This window comes from Sulfitobacter noctilucicola, from assembly GCF_000622385.1.
Classification (GTDB): Bacteria; Pseudomonadota; Alphaproteobacteria; order Rhodobacterales; family Rhodobacteraceae; genus Sulfitobacter; species Sulfitobacter noctilucicola.
The window spans coordinates 1,501,982-1,519,664 of sequence record NZ_JASD01000008.1 but is presented as its reverse complement, the minus strand read 5'-3'; the positions used below and the strand labels follow the sequence as shown (position 1 = coordinate 1,519,664).

The 17,683-nt window shown below is 54.8% G+C and carries 15 protein-coding genes; 7 read left to right on the top strand and 8 right to left on the bottom strand.

The window, feature by feature from the left end; all coding sequences use genetic code 11:
* Window positions 1-42 precede the first annotated feature (42 nt).
* From Z946_RS0111170 to dctP, 7 genes are all read right to left on the bottom strand, one after another.
* The gene (locus Z946_RS0111170; RefSeq protein ID WP_025055820.1) at window positions 43-1,032 is read right to left on the bottom strand and encodes a hypothetical protein; all 990 of its coding nucleotides are present in this window, start codon (window positions 1,030-1,032) and stop codon (window positions 43-45) included.
* A 127-nt stretch (window positions 1,033-1,159) separates the two neighbouring features.
* The gene (locus tag Z946_RS0111165) at window positions 1,160-2,173 is read right to left on the bottom strand and encodes a CsgG/HfaB family protein (protein ID WP_052836092.1); all 1,014 of its coding nucleotides are present in this window, start codon (window positions 2,171-2,173) and stop codon (window positions 1,160-1,162) included.
* A gap of 11 nt (window positions 2,174-2,184) precedes the next feature.
* Window positions 2,185-2,622 carry a curli assembly protein CsgF gene (locus Z946_RS0111160; protein ID WP_025055818.1) on the bottom strand — a complete coding sequence of 146 codons (438 nt, stop codon included), beginning with the start codon at window positions 2,620-2,622 and terminating at the stop codon, window positions 2,185-2,187.
* A gap of 346 nt (window positions 2,623-2,968) precedes the next feature.
* The gene (locus Z946_RS21100) at window positions 2,969-4,189 is read right to left on the bottom strand and encodes a COG3904 family protein (RefSeq protein ID WP_025055817.1); all 1,221 of its coding nucleotides are present in this window, start codon (window positions 4,187-4,189) and stop codon (window positions 2,969-2,971) included.
* A 212-nt stretch (window positions 4,190-4,401) separates the two neighbouring features.
* Window positions 4,402-5,742: a TRAP transporter large permease gene (locus Z946_RS0111145; RefSeq protein ID WP_025055816.1), complete on the bottom strand. Its 1,341-nt coding sequence runs from the start codon at window positions 5,740-5,742 to the stop codon at window positions 4,402-4,404.
* Window positions 5,743-5,745: 3 nt separating this feature from the next.
* Window positions 5,746-6,243 carry a TRAP transporter small permease gene (locus Z946_RS0111140; RefSeq protein ID WP_025055815.1) on the bottom strand — a complete coding sequence of 166 codons (498 nt, stop codon included), beginning with the start codon at window positions 6,241-6,243 and terminating at the stop codon, window positions 5,746-5,748.
* A gap of 71 nt (window positions 6,244-6,314) precedes the next feature.
* A complete protein-coding gene (dctP, locus tag Z946_RS0111135) occupies window positions 6,315-7,394 on the bottom strand; it encodes a TRAP transporter substrate-binding protein DctP (protein ID WP_025055814.1) in 1,080 nt (359 codons plus the stop codon).
* A 115-nt stretch (window positions 7,395-7,509) separates the two neighbouring features.
* Here dctP and Z946_RS0111130 point away from each other — a divergent pair, with 115 nt between their 5' ends.
* From Z946_RS0111130 to Z946_RS21090, 7 genes are all read left to right on the top strand, one after another.
* Window positions 7,510-8,295 carry an IclR family transcriptional regulator gene (locus Z946_RS0111130; protein WP_025055813.1) on the top strand — a complete coding sequence of 262 codons (786 nt, stop codon included), beginning with the start codon at window positions 7,510-7,512 and terminating at the stop codon, window positions 8,293-8,295.
* 87 nt (window positions 8,296-8,382) lie between these two features.
* Window positions 8,383-9,645, top strand: a complete 1,263-nt coding sequence (locus tag Z946_RS0111125) for a 3-isopropylmalate dehydratase large subunit (RefSeq protein ID WP_025055812.1) — start codon at window positions 8,383-8,385, stop codon at window positions 9,643-9,645.
* A 4-nt stretch (window positions 9,646-9,649) separates the two neighbouring features.
* Window positions 9,650-10,171, top strand: coding sequence for a 3-isopropylmalate dehydratase small subunit (locus Z946_RS0111120; RefSeq protein ID WP_025055811.1), 522 nt, complete (start codon window positions 9,650-9,652; stop codon window positions 10,169-10,171).
* Entirely contained in the window at window positions 10,168-11,049 is an 882-nt protein-coding gene (locus Z946_RS0111115; protein ID WP_081780815.1) for an isocitrate lyase/PEP mutase family protein, read from the top strand. The genes Z946_RS0111120 and Z946_RS0111115 overlap by 4 nt, the downstream gene beginning before the upstream one ends.
* 12 nt (window positions 11,050-11,061) lie before the next feature.
* The gene (locus tag Z946_RS0111110) at window positions 11,062-12,684 is read left to right on the top strand and encodes a hypothetical protein (RefSeq protein ID WP_025055809.1); all 1,623 of its coding nucleotides are present in this window, start codon (window positions 11,062-11,064) and stop codon (window positions 12,682-12,684) included.
* Between the two features lie 5 nt (window positions 12,685-12,689).
* Window positions 12,690-13,379 carry a class I SAM-dependent methyltransferase gene (locus Z946_RS21095; RefSeq protein ID WP_025055808.1) on the top strand — a complete coding sequence of 230 codons (690 nt, stop codon included), beginning with the start codon at window positions 12,690-12,692 and terminating at the stop codon, window positions 13,377-13,379.
* Window positions 13,380-13,713: 334 nt separating this feature from the next.
* Window positions 13,714-16,473, top strand: a complete 2,760-nt coding sequence (locus Z946_RS21090) for a vWA domain-containing protein (protein ID WP_025055807.1) — start codon at window positions 13,714-13,716, stop codon at window positions 16,471-16,473.
* Window positions 16,474-16,683: 210 nt separating this feature from the next.
* Here the strand turns inward: Z946_RS21090 and Z946_RS0111095 are convergent, their stop codons facing one another.
* Window positions 16,684-17,595 (bottom strand): glycosyltransferase family 2 protein, encoded by a 912-nt coding sequence (locus Z946_RS0111095; protein ID WP_025055806.1) that lies wholly within the window; start codon window positions 17,593-17,595, stop codon window positions 16,684-16,686.
* Between the last annotated feature and the right edge of the window lie 88 nt (window positions 17,596-17,683).

Genomic DNA, 17,683 nt, shown 5'->3' with positions numbered 1-17,683 from the left:
TGATCAGGGATTGGCAGTCTCGAACGGAAAATTCGGACGTTTTTATTGGTTTACGGTCGCGCTGTTGCCGGCACCGGACTGGGCGATGTTCGACATGTTGCCGCTTGTGACCGTCTGGAAAACCGAAGCAGAGTTTCCGGTATTCACCGTATCCACCACAGGATCACCGCCATCTTGTGTGATGACCGACGAGTTCCAATCCGTAGACTGAGTGACTTCTGCAAACTGGTTCCCGCTTCCTGGGCCCGCGACGAGCGATGTCTGCAAAACGGTGCTGGTGTTGTTGTTACCGTCTTGCAAGATCAGCGCAGCAACAGACGAATTCGCGCGACCGTCTTGTACGACGTCGCTTTCGTTGCTGTTACCCGACTGTTCGATCTGTGCCTCACCAAAGTTCGCGCTTTGGCTTACTGTGCTGAGGTTTCCGTCACCCGATTGCGTGACACCAGCAAGGTTGTCCAAGCCGCCTTGCGTCACATCGGACGTGTTGCCCAAACCGGATTGAGTGACAGTCGCATCGTTCAGGTTGCCCCGCTGAAGGACCGTAGAGATATGGTCCGAGCCAGTTTGGCTGATCAATGCGTTCTGTCCGCGACGATCAACAGGATCAACATCACGACCTTGCTCGACACTTGAGAAGTTATTGGTGCCGTCTTGCAGAACATCAGCAATCGCACTTGGAGGGCCATCATTGAACTGAGTGACTTCCGAAATGTTGCCGGGGGCTCCGGAGGGATCACCTGTCTGATTTACCGTCGCAATTGCGCCATCGCCTTCCTGACTAATTGACGAAGTATTGGACGCCGTATTGAAAGCAGGCGTTCCGTTATTGGGGTCGTCCGCTTGCGTAACGCTTGCTGTGTGATTTGCACCGATCTGATTGATCGATGAAACACCTTCACTACCGCCGGTCTGGTCAACCGTCGCTGTTTGTGTCGCGCCGATCTGCGAAATCGTACTGTCGTTGGCTTGGGCTGTGGTGGCCAATGTCAGCGCAAAGACTGAGGCTGTGGCAAATAGGTACTTTTTCATGAGACAAAGCTCCTCTATAAGCACCAAAGGTACCTTTGGTGCCGGTTGGCGGCCGCAGGAATGCGGCCTCTGATCAGGGCGCGGTGTTTGAGGTGTCCAGCCGAATGAACACCGCGTCCTTCTTTACTCACCCAATAGTTGGGCGAACTCTGTTTCTGAAATCGCTAGCAAGCTGCACCGTTGGTGGTGATGCGTCTAGCATTCCAGATGGCAAAAATTTCTCCTCGCCAAGATTGTGTGTATTGTTTGCCTCGTTTCTACGACCGTCGTTTTCGAGATAATGACGCAGCAGCGCCTTACCTTTCTTGCGATCTTTGAACTGCCAGAGGTCTCTTTGAGCCATCTCCATAATCAGGGAGAATACTGCCTTTTCTATGGTACGCGTTAGCGCAACAAAGCTTGGCTCGTTGGTGCTAACTCCTGCTTCAACCTCCAGGAGTTTGTCAGAATCAACATAGCGGAAAACATTCGCGCTAATACTGGTTGAAATTATTGATTTCTGAACAACGACCGATGAAAGAACTTCACCGGTTTTTACGCTTACGGCACGCAAATTCACGCTCATCGTATCCTGTCGATACTGCGCACGCGCGCCGATACCAAGCAGCGCCGCACCGGCACCGCCTGTCTCCGTATTAGAGTCATACCCGATCACACCGCCTTCGATGATAACGCCTGCAAACAGCATCGGTGGCAACGCTTCGGGATTTACTTTCTGTTCTCCAAGGTAGAGCTGCCGCATCTCCTGAATTACTCTTCTCTCCTGTAGAAGGTTGTTCAGATTGCTCCGCTCCACGACCCGGAACCACTTGCCCTCGCCTGTGTCGCGCAGGGCTTTGATCAGGACAGAGCCACCACCCTGAGACACCGCCTTGGACAAGGTCTGAAACCCTTCCGACGGCTTGAACTGACCGGTCAGGTCTTCAAATTCGTACACCGCGACATCAAGCCTGCGGCTAGGGGCAGGCATATCATGCAAAAGACTGCGCGTTGCAGTCACGGTTGGCTGCAATTCTTCGGCAGTGAGCTCCGGAAACTCGGAACATCCCGCACCCAGCGCAATAAAAGCTCCAAGCAAAAGAAACCGGGCCCTATTCGTCAACTTTCGACGCGGCGTATCTTTTCGGATAATCACTTGCATAATCGCCTTAATTAATTCGCCAATTGGCTGCCGTCTACAACAGGAAGAAGGATCTCGGTACTCGAGCCATCCAAAAGGTTTGTAATTTGAACTCTGATATCTTCGAGAGACCGTTCATAGAATATCTGCTGGTCCCCGATAACAATAGTATCCGTGTCTCCAGGCTCAGCTCCGGTAATGACTTCGGAAAGCCCCGAGGACAAAGAAGAAAGAAGTCGGCTCTGAAGTTGACGAACGAATAGATCGGACTGTGAGCTTCCCGTACTCGATTGGGTACTCCCATCTTCGGTGTGCTGATTCTGAATATCGGCAAGAGCCAGCAAGTGTCCGGAATTAAACGAACTTCCACCAAAAGTTGGGCTCACGAACTGAAAACTCAGATCCTGTGAAATCGACGGGGTAGCCATAGTTGTTAGCAAAAATGCAGTGAAAAATGCACAACTTTTCATATCAACATCCTAAAATGGGCGTCTATGAACAAAAATTACTGGATAAATACAATCATCTCTCTATTCTTTAAATATTAACTTATCGCGATAGAGATTAACAACACTATATCGCCACAATTAATCAACAGATTGCAATACATAAACATTTTTTTAGAACGCCCCGAATTATTCAACCAGAGATTGAAATCTTATCGGTATTATCAGAACATTCGCCGCCAAATTGAACGATTGTTCAAAGATCAGATCGTCAGGAAAGACTCCACAGAAGTTCGCCAGCATGACCTTCGTTTGTTTACTAAGTCTCATTTTGGCGAAATCGCATCGCAACGCCAATACCTGTCGACTTTCAGTTCAAACCAAGATTGATAACTTGTTGATAACTCTTCCCGGTGGAGCAGTAGCTGTCCCAGGGTATCCGACCAGACTGTTTCCATTCTGTTAGGACAGCATCCACTTGATCAAACTTCAGCGTGCCAATTGAAATCGCAATCCATCCATTTTTACTACGGAAGGTCTTAAGGAAGCGACGATCCGAAATATTCTGCAGGACGTAGTTTCGAGCGTCGATTACAGTAGGTCTAGAAGCAACTATCAGCGCGCATTCACCGGGATGGATGTACTCTGACACGGCCGGCACCAACGTTGCGCCCATGCGGACTGCTCCAATCTTGTTGTCTTCGACACCCACAATGACTGATTGGAAATTTCCCTTCTCGTCATACCATCGGATACCTGTTTGACTAGCCACAGGTCTGCGACATGCAAACTGAGGGTTATCATCGAGCCGAAAACAAACTGCGCCGTCAGAAACGATATAGTGGCCAAAGGAACGCTTCCCGCTAGCGAATTCGAAAACTGTTGTGCCGTTAACGTTCAATGAAGCGAACCATCTTTTTCCGCTAGACACCAGTTCGCCTGTTACCACTTTACCCCGCCACGTTTCGGGGTTCGCAAGATCAACGCGTGACAGCGGCGGTTGCGGTACGTTGGATGGTTCTCTTCGTTGTTGAAGGAAGCCAAACTGTTGCTTCTCCTCTGAGGAGAGTGTGTACATATCTTCAGGTGGAGTTCTCAGCATCATTCCAACCAGTTCCGAGGGCGTGTCGTATTCGTCCAGTGCGTCCATTATGTCGGCCAGCGCAAACTGCCCGCCTACTAGATTCCCTTCTCCCTCAGACGCACTTATCTGGTGCACCCCCAAGTCACCCCAGGCCAGCCGCTCCATTCCAGCGAGAAAAATGAATGCACAGGCAGACAAGCACTGGCTGTCGTTCAAGATAACCGTGGTTAAACCCAATCTCCTAACCCGACTCGCAATTGAAAGGGCGCTGTGAACTCCGCCTCCTGGGCTGTCCAGGATCAAGACAGATGCGTTAGGAACTTCAGCCAACGTGTTCTCAAATGCCAGCGGCGTCCGGAAATCAATCTTGCCTGCAATTGCAATCGTACCGTCATCCCGATCCAAGACAACAACCGGGAAATTCGGGTGCTCTGCGGTTTGCGCTACTACAACTGATGCAAGTAAAGAGATGAAAATCGCAAGAAGTGCTGAGATGAGACTTTTCATTTGTTCCGATCCTAGAAAAACGTCGCAAGCCTTCCCAACCAGCAACCCACCGGAGCTGTGCAGCGACTATCTTATTAAATCACGGAAAAATGGGCTTTTCGAAGACATATCACTGAAAGTTTGATGACGCGGCTAAGGCATAGAATTCTCCTGCAGGACCGCAACCTATACGCGATCTGTCCCTGACCCAAGTGCGCGCGTCTTCGCGCCGCCTAGACAAATGTCGTCAGGAACAGCGACAGCGCCGGGATGAACAGGATCGCGGCCAACACGAATACCTCTGCGAGGAAGAACCAGGCGACCCCGCCAAAGATGGCCTCGAGCGATATGCGCTCTCCTACGATTGATTTGATCACAAAGACGTTCAACCCAATCGGGGGCGTTACCAACCCGATCTCGAGCAGCTTGATGACCACGACACCGAACCAGATCAGGGAGAAACCGAAGCTTTCAACGATCGGGATGGTCAGGGGGAGGGTCAGCAGGATGATCCCGATTGAATCAAGAAACATGCCGAGAAAGATATATAGCAGGACGATGAGGGCTATGACCGCGATGACCGACACCCCCGAGGTTTCGATCCAGTTTGTGATGTCGGCTGCCATGCCAGTCAGGGCAATGAAGTTGACGAAAAGTTTGCCGCCAATGGCGATCACAAAGATCATCGAAGACTGGAACACGCTTTCTTTGAGAGCGGCGTAGATACGGGCCAAGTCGAGGCGTCCAAGAACCGCGCCAAGGACGAGCGTTGCGGCTGCGCCGATGCCTGCAGCCTCTGTCGGGGTGAAGAGGCCGATGTAGATGCCGCCGACCACGACGATGAAAATTACAACGATGGCCCAGCAGTCACCCAGCGCTTTCATACGTGCGGAGCGGGTGATTTCTTCGTCAGGCACAGGTGCATCCTGTGGTCGCAGACGCACCCAGATGTAGATCACCAACAGGTAGGCCAGAAGCGACAACAATCCGGGAATGACCGCGGCAATGAAAAGCTTTGCAATCGATTGCTCAGCGAAGATGCCATAGAGAATGAACAGGACGCTTGGCGGGATCAAAGAGCCGAGCGTGCCACCAATCGCGACAGAACCGGACGCGAGGGATTTGGAGTAACCAAAGCGCAGCATCTCCGGGATGGCGATCCGGCCCATGGCCGCCGCACAGGCCACGGACGAGCCGGTGATTGCCGCAAAGCCACCGCACCCCATGACAGAAGCCATCGCAACACCGCCCGGAAGCTTTGCCAACCAAAGTCGTGCGGCGCGGTAGATGTCTGTCGTGAAACCGGATTCGAAGGCGAGATGGCCCATAAAGATGAACAGCGGGATCGTCGACAGCGTAGAGCTGGTGATGAACGCATAAGGGTTGTTCGCCATGAGCGAGAACGTCGGTTGCCACGCCCATTGCGCGGCAAACTCTGCACCTGGCCGCCATGCGAAGATGATAAATATGCCGACGGAGGAGACGACCCCCAGCGATGCCGCGATCGGCACGCGCAGCGCGAGAAGGACAAGTGTTGAGACAAGTCCGATGATACCTACTGTAAGCGGATCCATGTCCTAGACGTCCTGCTTGGCATTGCGGAAGGCTTCGCGCAGGTTTTTGTATGTGTCCACAGTCAGGCGCAGCAAAAAGGCGGCGATGCCGAAGGCAAAGATGCATTTCATCGGCCATGTGGGCACGTCGAGGCGGCCATCGTAGTAGAGGTTCTGTGCAATTTCGGAAGGCACCTTCTTGGCCACGACGAAACCCATGGTGCCAAGGAACAACCCGAATAGCAGATTACCGAAAGCGGTCAGAACGGCCTGCATGCGCAACGGCAATAGATTGGCGATGACTGTGACGGCGATATGGCCTTTTTGACGTTCTACATATCCCAAAGGCAGGATAATCACGCAGACCATCAGCAGACCGATAAGCAACAGATCGTCAGGAACAGGTTTGTTGAAAAGACCACGGCCCACCACAGAACCCGTCACGATCAGTCCCATGGTAAGGAGTGCCGCGCAGCCAATCCACAGGGCCACGTTTTCGATATAGGTAATCAATCGCATCATCGACTTGCCTCGATATTCTGTCAGGTGAAGAACCTGCGCCGGTCAGGGGCGCAGGTCAGGACTTTGGCAAATCAGCGATCCCAAGGATATCCCTTGTCGTCACGCTCGGCTGTATATTTTCCAACCAGCGCTTCGAAATCACCGTAGACGCCATCAGGGTCGATGCCTTTGTCAGCTGCTTTGGACTTCCACGAAGCGACATCTTCGTTCGCGATCTGGACAAGAGATGTGCGGAGTTCTTCCGTTGGCTGAACCACTTCGATTTTGTGGCCGTCGATGCCCGCTTCAAGCTCTGCTTTTACTTCAGTCCGCGATGCATACATCTTTTCGGCAACGTATTGAGTGAATTCAAGACCCAGATCATCAACAAGTTCTTGCTGGTCAGGCGTCAGGCTCATGTAGGTGTTCATGTTCATGCCGATACCGAATGCGAGCGTTTGGCCCATGTTGAGCTCGGTAATGTAGTTGGCAACCTCATACTGTTTGTACGCCTTCACCACGTAGTAGTATGTTGTTGAGCCGTCGACGGACCCGTTGGATAGCGACTCGTACACTTGCGGTTGTGACACTGAAACTGTGGACGCACCTTTGGCTTCAAGCGCGGGAACAAAAGCACCGGTCGCGCGAAGGGTCAGCCCGTCAAGGTCGGCCGCTGTCGTCACCGGCTTTTCTTTGGTCAGCAACTGGGTAGGACCCGTGGTGTAGTTCCCGAAATACTTGATGTTGGCTTTTTTCTGTTCGGCCAAAGCAGCTTCGTTTGTTGTCATGAAGTCGTAGGTGGCCATCATGCCGACCCATTCATCGCCGAACTGAATTGTGTCCGTGACTTCGTAGGCAACCAATTGGCCCGGCGCATAGACAGGCACGATCGAGGCCATGTCGGCCACACCGTCAGACAGGCCTTGGGCAGCGGTCTTAGCACCCAGAAGGGCACCGCCCCACGTGATATCAAGCCCCAGCGCGCCGCCGGAACGTTCGCGCAATTGTTCATCGAGCCACTCAAGCGCCCCTGCACGGGTGCCGCGATTGGGTCCAAATTCAGCAAATCGCAGCTCACGCATCTGCGCTTCAGCGCTTGTGGGTGCTGTGAAAGTCAGGATGCCCGCCGTCATGAGCGCAGGCAACAATAGTCCTTTAATGAGCTTGTTCATTCGTAATCCTCCCTAGTCTGGATCGACGTCCAGAACCCAATTATCGCACAATTTCTTTGCTTTATGTCAACAAGTAATTTATGTTTCAACAGATGAAATAAGAAGGGCAGATACCTTGGAAACAAAACCAGCAGCACGGGATGGCAGCAGCCTGCCCCGCGTCAGAGCAGTCACAAGAGCAGTATCGATCCTGCGCACATTCACCCCGGGAAGGCCCAATCTGGCACTAGGTGAAATCGTCAAAATGACAGGATTAGACGCAGGCACAACAAGGCGCCTTCTGGTGACGTTGCGCGACGAAGGTCTGGTGCGTCAGGATCCGGCAAGCGGGCTTTATAGCGCCTCCATCGGGCTTCTGGAATTGAGCCGCGCAGTGCCTGAATCGCTCTCCCTCACGGCGCTTGTCGAAGAGCAGATCAAGCAGTTGGCAGAAGAAACGCAGACAACAGTCTATTTGTCGGTCGTGAGCGGCGATGCGGTTGTGTGCACCGCGAGGCATAACGGCGGCCGCGCAATCGAAGTGCGCTGGTGGGCTGTGGGCGAGGAACGCGCCTTTAACAAAGGGACCGGCCCGCGCGTGCTTCTGGCCTATCAGCCGGAGGAACGGCGCGAGGTCGTTATGAAAAACACTCTTGCATTGGAAGCTGACCAGATAACGGAACTGAGGAACGAACTGGACGACATCCGCGCAACTGGCGTCATCGTGAAGCATGACGAGATCGCCACGGGACTGTCAGCGATGGCGGTGCCCCTGCTAGATCAGAACGGCATGATCCTCGCTGCGATTTCGACCGGAGGATTAAGCCCAAGATACAAGGGCGCGGACCGGAGCGAGATGGAGAACCTGATGACAAAAGCAGCCGCAGACATGGGTGAAAAACTCAGGGGTTACAGCGTCTGATTTCACTTAATGAAATTATAGTTACCAGTTGACTAATATCTCGATTCGGCGAATGCTTGTGTGATCTATTGCGTTGGGAGGACGACAGTGGGCTATACAATTGCCGAAAAGATTTTGGCGCGCGTTTCCGAGAACGGCGCAGTGCGCGCAGGGGACGAAGTTCTGGCGAAGCCTGACTTTGTCATTGCATATGACTTCCCCGGCTACACCGATGTGATCTTCAAACAGATGGAAGAAGACTTTGGCATCGACAAGGTTGCCGAACCGGACCGCTATGCGCTGTTCATCGACCATATGGTGCCTGCTGCTACAACTCAGGAAGAAGAGCTCCACCAACTGACGCGTGACTGGGGCGCCAAGAACAAGGTGCCTGTCTACGAACGCAAGGGGATCGGCCATCAGGTCGCCGCCGAGCTGGGATATGCGACCCCCGGTGCATTTGTCGTGCACTTCGACGGGCATATCTCTCAACTTGGTACCTTTGGTACGCTTGCCATTGGTGTTCGCCGGCATCTGCTTGAGGCCTTTGTAAAAGAGCGCATCAAGTTCAAGGTGCCTGAGACGACGCGCATTGATCTGACAGGTACACTGCAACCCGGCGTGACAGCGCGGGACGTGTTCCATCATATCGTGCGCGTTCTTGGCCCACGGGGTTGTCGCGGGCATGTGATGGAATTGGGCGGTGACACCATCGACAACATGAGCCTTGAGGGCCGTCAGTCGATCAACTGTCTGGCGATGTTCACCGGTGCGATAACCGCGCTTATGAACCCCGATGAAAAAGCACTTACGTATATGAAAGAGCGGGCGCGGCTGGACATCGACCCGCTGTTCTCGGACCCCGACGCCACCTATGCCGCGCGGCACGAGATAGATGTGAGCGCACTGGAGCCGATCATCGTTGTGCCGCCCAGCCCTGCTGACACACGAAACCTGAGTGAATTTGCAGGAACCGAGGTTCAGGTTGGTTATCTGGGCTCCTGCGCGTCCGGTCGTGTTGAAGACCTCGAGATCGCAGCAGATGTCTTGGAAGGCCACAAGGTTAAGGATGGTTTCCAGCTCAATGTCATTCCAACCAGTAAAGAGATCATGGAGGTCGCTGCCGAGCGTGGCATTATCAGCCGACTGATCAATGCGGGTGCTTTCATCAGTTCGTCCAGTTGTGACTATTGCTTTGGGAGGATGGGCGTGATGCGCGCCGGCCAAAAGGCCGTTTCAACCGGTACGCTGAATGTTCGCGGGCGGATGGGGTCGCCGGACAGCGAAATCTACATCGTAAATGCTGCTGCAGTTGCTGCTGCGGCCATTGAAGGGCGCATCGCCGATCCCCGCCCTTACCTGAAGGGATAGCATCATGGCTTTGGACAATCTCAAAGGTCGGGTGGCTTGGGTATTTGAAGACGAGGACTTCGATGTCGATCAGATCGTCGGGGTCAAGAATATCAAGATCAAAGACCCCGTGGAGCTGGGCAAGCTTGCGATGAGCGCGGAAGACCCCGAGTTCGCCGCAAAGGTGCGGCCCGGTGATTTGCTCATCGGAAACCACAATTTCGGTTATGGCCACCCGCATTACCCGCCTATGATCGGGATGCGTCAATTGGGCATTGGTGGCGTCATCGCAGAGAGCTTTTCGCCCGGGTACTGGCGTGGAGAGATCGCGATGGGGTTTCCACAGGTGGCCTGCCCCGGTGTCCTTGCGGCAGTGAACCGCTGGGACGAGATCGAGATCGACTGGGCAAGCAGCACTTTTCACAACCATACAACCGGCGTGTCCCTTCCTATTGAACCGCTCAGCGATGGCGACCGCCTGATGCTCGAAGCGGGAGGGTTGGTAGGATACCTACACGCGCGCGACAAAGAGGAGACTGTCGGATGATCAGCCAGCAACAAAAGAAGGATTTTGCCGCAGCGCTGCGGGCCGGTGAGATGCAAATCGCACCGGGTTGTTTTGATGCGATGTCAGCGATGCTGGCAGTCAAGGGTGGCGCGCAGGCGGTTATGACATCAGGTTTCGCCGTCTCGGCGAGCCACCTCGGCTTTCCTGACGTCGAGCTTTATACGATGACCGAGAACCTTAACGTCGTGCGCAACATCGCGAACGCCGTAGATGTGCCGGTAGTCGCCGATACGGATACCGGATACGGCAATGCGATGAACGTGATGCGCACCGTGCGCGAGTTTGAACAGGCAGGCGTTTGCGCCATGATCTTTGAGGATCAGGTCGCGCCGAAACGGTGTGCCGCCGCGGCCAAGCAGTTGGAGATCATCCCCGCTTACGAGCACGCGAGCAAAATTCGCGCGGCTGTGCAGGCCCGGCGCGATCCAGATACACTCATCATTGCCCGCACAGATGCAATGACGCAGGACGAAGCGATTGACCGTGCCAAGATGTATGCCGAGGCCGGTGCCGACCTGATCCAGCCGATCAGCCGGACATTCACCGACTTCGACGGTCTGAAGCGGATGCGCGAGGCTGTGGGTGTGCCCCTGTCACTGCAAATCCTTGGTTGGTTGGAGAAAGACCTGACACAGCAGCAGATGGCGCAAGTCGCCGGAGTGGCCTGCTATCCACTCGTCGGGTTGATGTCGGCCGCGCAGGCAATGCAGGACAATTATGCAAAACTTCTTTCCGACAAAGGAACGGCCAACCTGCCACATCCGGTGATGAGCATGGCCGATTTCAAAACGTTCATCGGGTTCGAAGACATCGAGCAACAGCAGCTGCAATTCATGCTGACCGACCTCAAAAGTTGAGAAGGAAAGATCATGCCAGAGGATTTTACCCGCATCGCGGCGGAACGTGCGCCCAATAACATGTCGACCACGCCTGAGCGTGACCGCAGCGGACTGATCCGCCCGCAGGGTTTGCCGAACTTCACCGCGCCGCCACTCCAGTCTTCGCGGCCACCGCGCTGTCCGCCATTTGTCGAGATCACCAACAGCGACCAATTGCTCCCCTATCTCGAACACGTCGCGCAACGCCCCTACAACCATGGCCTGAATGCCTGTTGGGACTTGCAGCCGGGTGAACGTGTGATGTTGCGCGTTGATAACTGGCATTCCGAGCTGACCATCGAAGCCTGCAAGAAGATTCTCGAAAAGTATCAGGTCAAATACGACATCAAGTACATCGACCGTGGCCCGATCCCCCAATGGGTCGGCGCGGATGAAGTCGAATACTATCTGTTCCGCACCAAGGAATTGGCTGAATGGATGGACATGTGGGAGGAAGAGGAAAAGAAGCAGGCCTACGACAAGATCCTGATGGGCTACGGCGGTCCGGTTCTGGCCGAACGGCTGATCAAAATCCAACGGATGCCGTTCATCACACCTGAAATCCTTGCCTCGCCCGCACATACCATGCCGATTGAAGTCCTGAATGCGATGGACATGTGGACGTGGGAGCGCATTCGCGCGGCCAAACGATGCCGGATCACGGACCCCGAGGGGACAGACCTCAGCTTTACCAACCACGATGAGTATTGGGACAGCGAGCGTAAATTCTACGATCCCGACCTGACTGCGGCGACCTGGACAGGCAACGAGCATTTCGGCAAAACCTATCTGCCGGGCCACGTCACGGGGCGCCCCTGGATGTTCCACCCGACCAAAGAGGATGGCGAAGGTGTCATCGCAGGCACCACGAACCATATCGCCGCCGTGGACTGGACCCAATTGATTGTGGAACGGTCCAAAATCACCGAAATCCGCGAAGGCGGGGAATTTGGCGACAAGCTGCGCGATGTGATGGAGCGGACGAAGGAGATTCAATATCCGACCTTCCCCGACAAAGGCATTATGCACTGGTGGGAAGCGTCAATCGGGACCAATCCGCACATTCACCGCCCCCGCAAGGATTTTCCATCGGGCTTCGTGAATTGCCTTTACGAACGTGTGCGCTCCGGCGTGATCCACATGGGGTTCGGTACCATCATTTCGTCGATGGCGGAACGTGAGGCCGCGCGTATGGGTCACCTTGTGGGCCACTGGCATCTTCATCTCTACTTTCCGACCTACGAGGCCGAGATGGCCGGAGACAACGAGACAATCATCGAGAACGGTCGCCTTGGTGCGCTAGATGATCCGGCAATCCGCAAAATCGCGGCCAAATATGGCGATCCTGACATGTGGCTGGACGAGTCGTGGAACCCGGCCGTGCCCGGTATCAATATGGACGGCAACTATTGGGATCATTACGCGCGTGACCCGTTGCACTGGGTGAAATCAGAGCTTGAGATTTGCCGCAACTATCATCCGATGTTCATGAAAATGGTCGGAGCGGACGACAAGTATTGCCATGGCGCGGGCGCGGACTGGTGGAAGGGCGGCTGCTGCAATCACAGCGGCGTTGAAGCACCTGTTCTTGGCGGCAACTGCTGCGGACATTAACCTGCATGTCGCATCTCGATGCTCTGAAGCGTGATATTGACCCCAGCGGCTTTGACGTCCTTGACGTAGGAGCAGGCCAAGGGGCCTTTGTTCGCGCCCTTGCCTGCGAAGGCGCACGGGCAACGGGCATCGAGGTCGACGAAGAAGCCGTTGCGCGCGCAAAAGAGGTATCGGGCTGCGATATATGTCTCGGTACTGCGCAAAGCCTGCCCTTTGAACCGGCACGTTTTGATCTGCTCACCTACATCTTCTCTTTTCACCACATCCCTGAAGAGTTCCATAATGCGGCTTTTGCCGAAGCAGCACGCGTGTTGCGCCCTGATGGTCGGGTGTTCGTGGCAGAACCTGAGATCGATGGGGATATGACAAGGATTGTTGCGGCGATTGACGACGAGACCGCAGTAAGAACGGCGGCGTTGAATTCTCTCTCTACCCTGCCGCAACAGCATGGTTTGCGCCGCACCGATTTGGCTGGTTACACGCTTACACGGCACTACCCGTCATTTGACGTCCTGTTCGCTCATTTGATCGCCGTTGATCCTGCGCGCCGCGAGAAAGCTGCCTTGCCGGAGAACCGGAACCGTATGCAAGATGAATTCGAGCGGCGTTGCCGGCGCACAGAAAATGGTTTTGAGTTAGACCAACCCGTACGCTGTATGATGTTTGATAAAACAGCCGCTCTGATCGGGTCATGAGCAGCAATCATGAGCATCGGAGGTAAAAAATTCGCCACCTCTAGTGACCCGACCGCTCATCAGGCGCACTCGAATATCGAACTGCTTTCCCCATAGTTTTCCACCTCACGCTGAGTGTTGCGACCGTGAAGGCGCGTTGCTTCCTCAATGTCCAAGCACCGATCACAGGGGCTCAAGATCTACCGCCGTAAGACAATAAAAGGTAAGGCAAGTTCTGCCATCGTTCATCATGGCGTCTACTTCGCAATTTACGCGAAAAGGGGGCTAGGCGGTCAGGTCCGACTCAGTCTAAGCTCTGCCTATTCAATTACACATTTATTTCTTGGAGGTTCTTATGCTCCGTCTGCTGATTACAGCCTTTTTCATCGCCTGCGCCTCGGCTGCGCCCGCGCAAAACAATGCCAATACGATCCTCGTGATGGATGGATCGGGGTCCATGTGGGGCCAGATTGAAGGCGTCAACAAAATCGTCATCGCACGAGACGTGGTTGGTGACTTGCTTGACACCTTTCCCAGCGACCAGAACCTTGGCCTGACTGTTTATGGGCACCGTGAACGCGGCAATTGCGCGGACATCGAGACAGTTGTGGCTCCCGGTCTGGACACCAAAGGGCAAATCCGGGACGCCGTGAACGGCATCAACCCGCGTGGCAAAACGCCGATGACAGATGCGATCATCGCTGCCGCGAAAGCGCTGCGCTATACAGAAGAACGCGCGACAGTGATCCTCGTTTCGGACGGGATTGAGACCTGCAACCCCGATCCATGCGCAGCTGCACGCGCGTTGGAAGAGGCCGGCATAGACTTCACAGCGCATGTCGTGGGTTTTGACGTTACGGACCCGCAGGCACTGGCCCAGATGCAATGTCTTGCCAATGAAACCGGTGGCCAGTTTTTGACAGCCGCGAACGCAAGCGAATTGGAAACCGCGCTGACCACCGTGGTGGCTGAACCGGTTTATGTCCCGCAAAGCGTTCAGATTGTTGGCGTGCTGACGTCTGGTGGCCCCGAAATCGCCGAGCCGATCCGCTGGAATATCCTGCCTGCGGCTGGCGCGAACATTGACGGCATGGGCCCCGGTTTCGCCACTGATCTGCCCGGCGGCAATTATGATGTTGTCGGCATTCGCGAGAGTGACAGTGCCGAAGCCCGTCTGGGCTTTGAAGTCGCCACATCAGAGAGCGATCAGGGCCAACGGATCGAAGTGATTTTCCCCGAGCCACAACCTGATCCAACCGAAGTGAGCTTTCGTGCGGTAATCGGGACAGAAAACGGCGAGGTTATAGACACGCCTGTTTTCTGGACCATCACCTCCGAGGCTGAAGGCACAATCGCCGATGAAGAGCCTGCAAACCCCCTGCCCTTGTTGCTTGAGCAGGGATCGCACACTGTCACCGCCTATTGGGCCGCGCAGGAAACAGCATCCCGCCCGCGTCAATTCATTGTCACTGCGGACCCGCGCGAAATTATTGTTGTGTTCGAACCGCCTGCAATCACAGCATCAGTCGGAGCGCCCTCGTCGGCGATCGTCGGATCGACAATCGAAGTTACATGGAACGGGCCAGCAAATGTGGATGACTATGTCGGTATCGGCAAAGTTGGTGCAGGTGGGTCCGCGCGATGGCGGAATTATACGCGCGTATCCGAAGGTTCTCCCCTGCAGCTTCTGGTGCCGCCGGAACCCGGTCCGCATACAATTGCCTATTTCGATGATGCCACCCAAACAGTGCTTGGCTCTGCCACGATTGAGGTCATGGCCGCCGATATCACTATCAACGCTCCGGCAGAAGTAAGTGTCTCCGAGACCTTTGAGGTGTCATGGACCGGACCTGATTATGCGGGTGACTTTCTGGGTATCGGCATGACCGGCAACAGTGGCTCGGGCCAATGGCAGAATTTCGCACCCACCGCGGATGGCAATCCACTCCGCTTGCTCGCGCCCTCCTTGCCCGGTGACTATCTGATCAAGTACTTTTTCGATCAAGAGAACTGGGCCGCGTTCGAGGTGCCCATCGTCGTTAAAGAGGCGAAGATCAGTCTGACGGCACCGGATGAAGCGGACGTGAGCCAGATGATCGAAGTTGCTTGGACCGGTCCCAACACACCCGGTGACTTCATCGGTATCGGGCGCGTTGGACAAAGTGGATCAGGCCAATGGCGCAATTTTACGCCCACTGCCGAAGGGAGCCCGCTACAGCTCATGACGCCGCCGGAACCCGGCGACTATGTGATCAAGTATTTTCTGGATCAGGGCAACACGCCGTTGTTCGAGATCCCCATCACGCTGCGTGCGCCTGAAGTTTCGCTAAATGCACCGGCCAGCGCCGAAGTCAGCCGGATGATCGAAGTCGCCTGGACCGGACCAGACACGCCTGGTGATTTTATCGGCATCGGGCGTGTGGGTCAGAGCGGTTCAGGGCAATGGCGCAACTACACGAGCACGTCCGAGGGCAGCCCATTGCAGCTGATGGTCCCCGCCGAACCGGGTGATTATGTCATCAAATACTTCCTCGATCAGGGCAACACGCCCCTTGTCGAAACCCCCATCAGCGTGACGCCAACAACCGTCACAATGGACGTGCCTGCCGTTATGGTTGGTGGCACAATCGTGGATATCCCGTGGACCGGCCCGAACCATTCGGGCGATTTCATAGGGATCGGACTGGCTGGTACCAGCGGATCAAGCCAGTGGCGTTCTTATGTCCCTACCGCTGACGGATCACCGGCCAAGCTGCGCATCCCGACTGCGGGCGGTGACTATGAGGTGAAATACTTCCTCGATCAGCGCAATACGCCTGCTTTGACTGTTCCGGTATCCGTTACGACACCCCCCGCAACGTTGAGCGCGCCTGAAGTTGCAGCAGCAGGATCATCCATAGAAGTAGCTTGGACCGGCCCCAATTACGATGGCGACTATGTCGGTATCGGTCAGACGGGAGGGAGTGGATCGAGCCAATGGAAGGCTTACGGGGAGACCGCCAACGGCCCAGTCCTCGCAATCAAGCTTCCGGATACACCGGGTGACTATACGGTGAAGTATTTCGTTGGCGCAGACCGCGTCTCGATTGCCGAACGGGCGCTGAAAATCGAATAGAAAGGTTCTGGCAACCAGCCACTGCCTTACACTAGCAAACGGCATCCGCCTGAGAAGCGGGGCCGTTCCTGCGCGACGAAGTGCTCCGTTCCAACAATGCTTGTGCCCTCTTTGGCATAGGCGACAGGGCTCATCGCCTGTAACTGGATTGGGTCGGCTCACAGGTCTGCGGGCTGAGCAGGTCCTTCGGGAGTGAGAGACTGCTGAGGTCTAGGCATAAACTAGTTCGCCCGAAAAATATCCTCTGAATTTCTCGTTTTCCCGTAAATCGACACGAAAACTGGCTCCGGCCTCCTCTAGTTTCGAAATCCTTGGGGCATCAAAAACAAACAAGGCATCATGAATTGCGCGCAACGCTTTTTCCGGCTCTGCCGAAACCAATGCAGCATTGATGAACGCAGCCATCTCGGGGCGAAACCCTCTGGATGACAGGCGCCACTCCAGTTTGGAGCGCCAAGCTTCGAACCCCTGGTCGACGAAATGAAGAAGGTAGGCCCCTTGCTCTGGCCCCAATGTGACATCGGTCAAATGGTCCCCTTCGGGAGTTTGCATAAAATGCTGACGCATCGTGTGTTTGATCAATCCGGTACGGGTCACTGACTTGCCGTACCAGTGACCAGCCAGCCCTTGTCTTTTTCGCATCGCTTGGCTGAAGTCGCCGTAAATCGCTTTGCAACGCCAGCGCGGCATGGGCATGCGAAATTGCAGATAGTCCGGGGAATGCGGGCATCGGATACGTTCCACAGGACGGATGATGAAAGCATTGACGTCCTTTGGCTGTCGCGAAACTTCCTCTTTCAGGTTTCTCCCTTCGAGATGCACAAATTCATCTCCGTCAACGTTCAGGAACCAGCCGACAGGCGATCTATCATAGACGAACTGCATGGCTGCGTTCTGACGTTTCGTGAAACGTGCTCCGGGGTTGATCCCGATTTGCCGCCAGAACTTGTGCGTACACGGAATGCAACGCACCCCTTCGCGATGAGCGAGCGCTTCGATTGCAGGGTCATCAGTATCATCAAAGCACAGGATGACCTGATCTGCGCCCTGTTCCTGATACCAGTCGACAAAGCGAAGAGTGTCGACCAACGGTTCGCGCAAAATCGCTCCGACTGTCAACATGGTGCGCGCCGCGCGAAGATGTTCTTTGTTTCAGTTACGTACATCTGCTTTGCCTTCAATCAAAAGCAGACATCCCCCGAACGTAGAC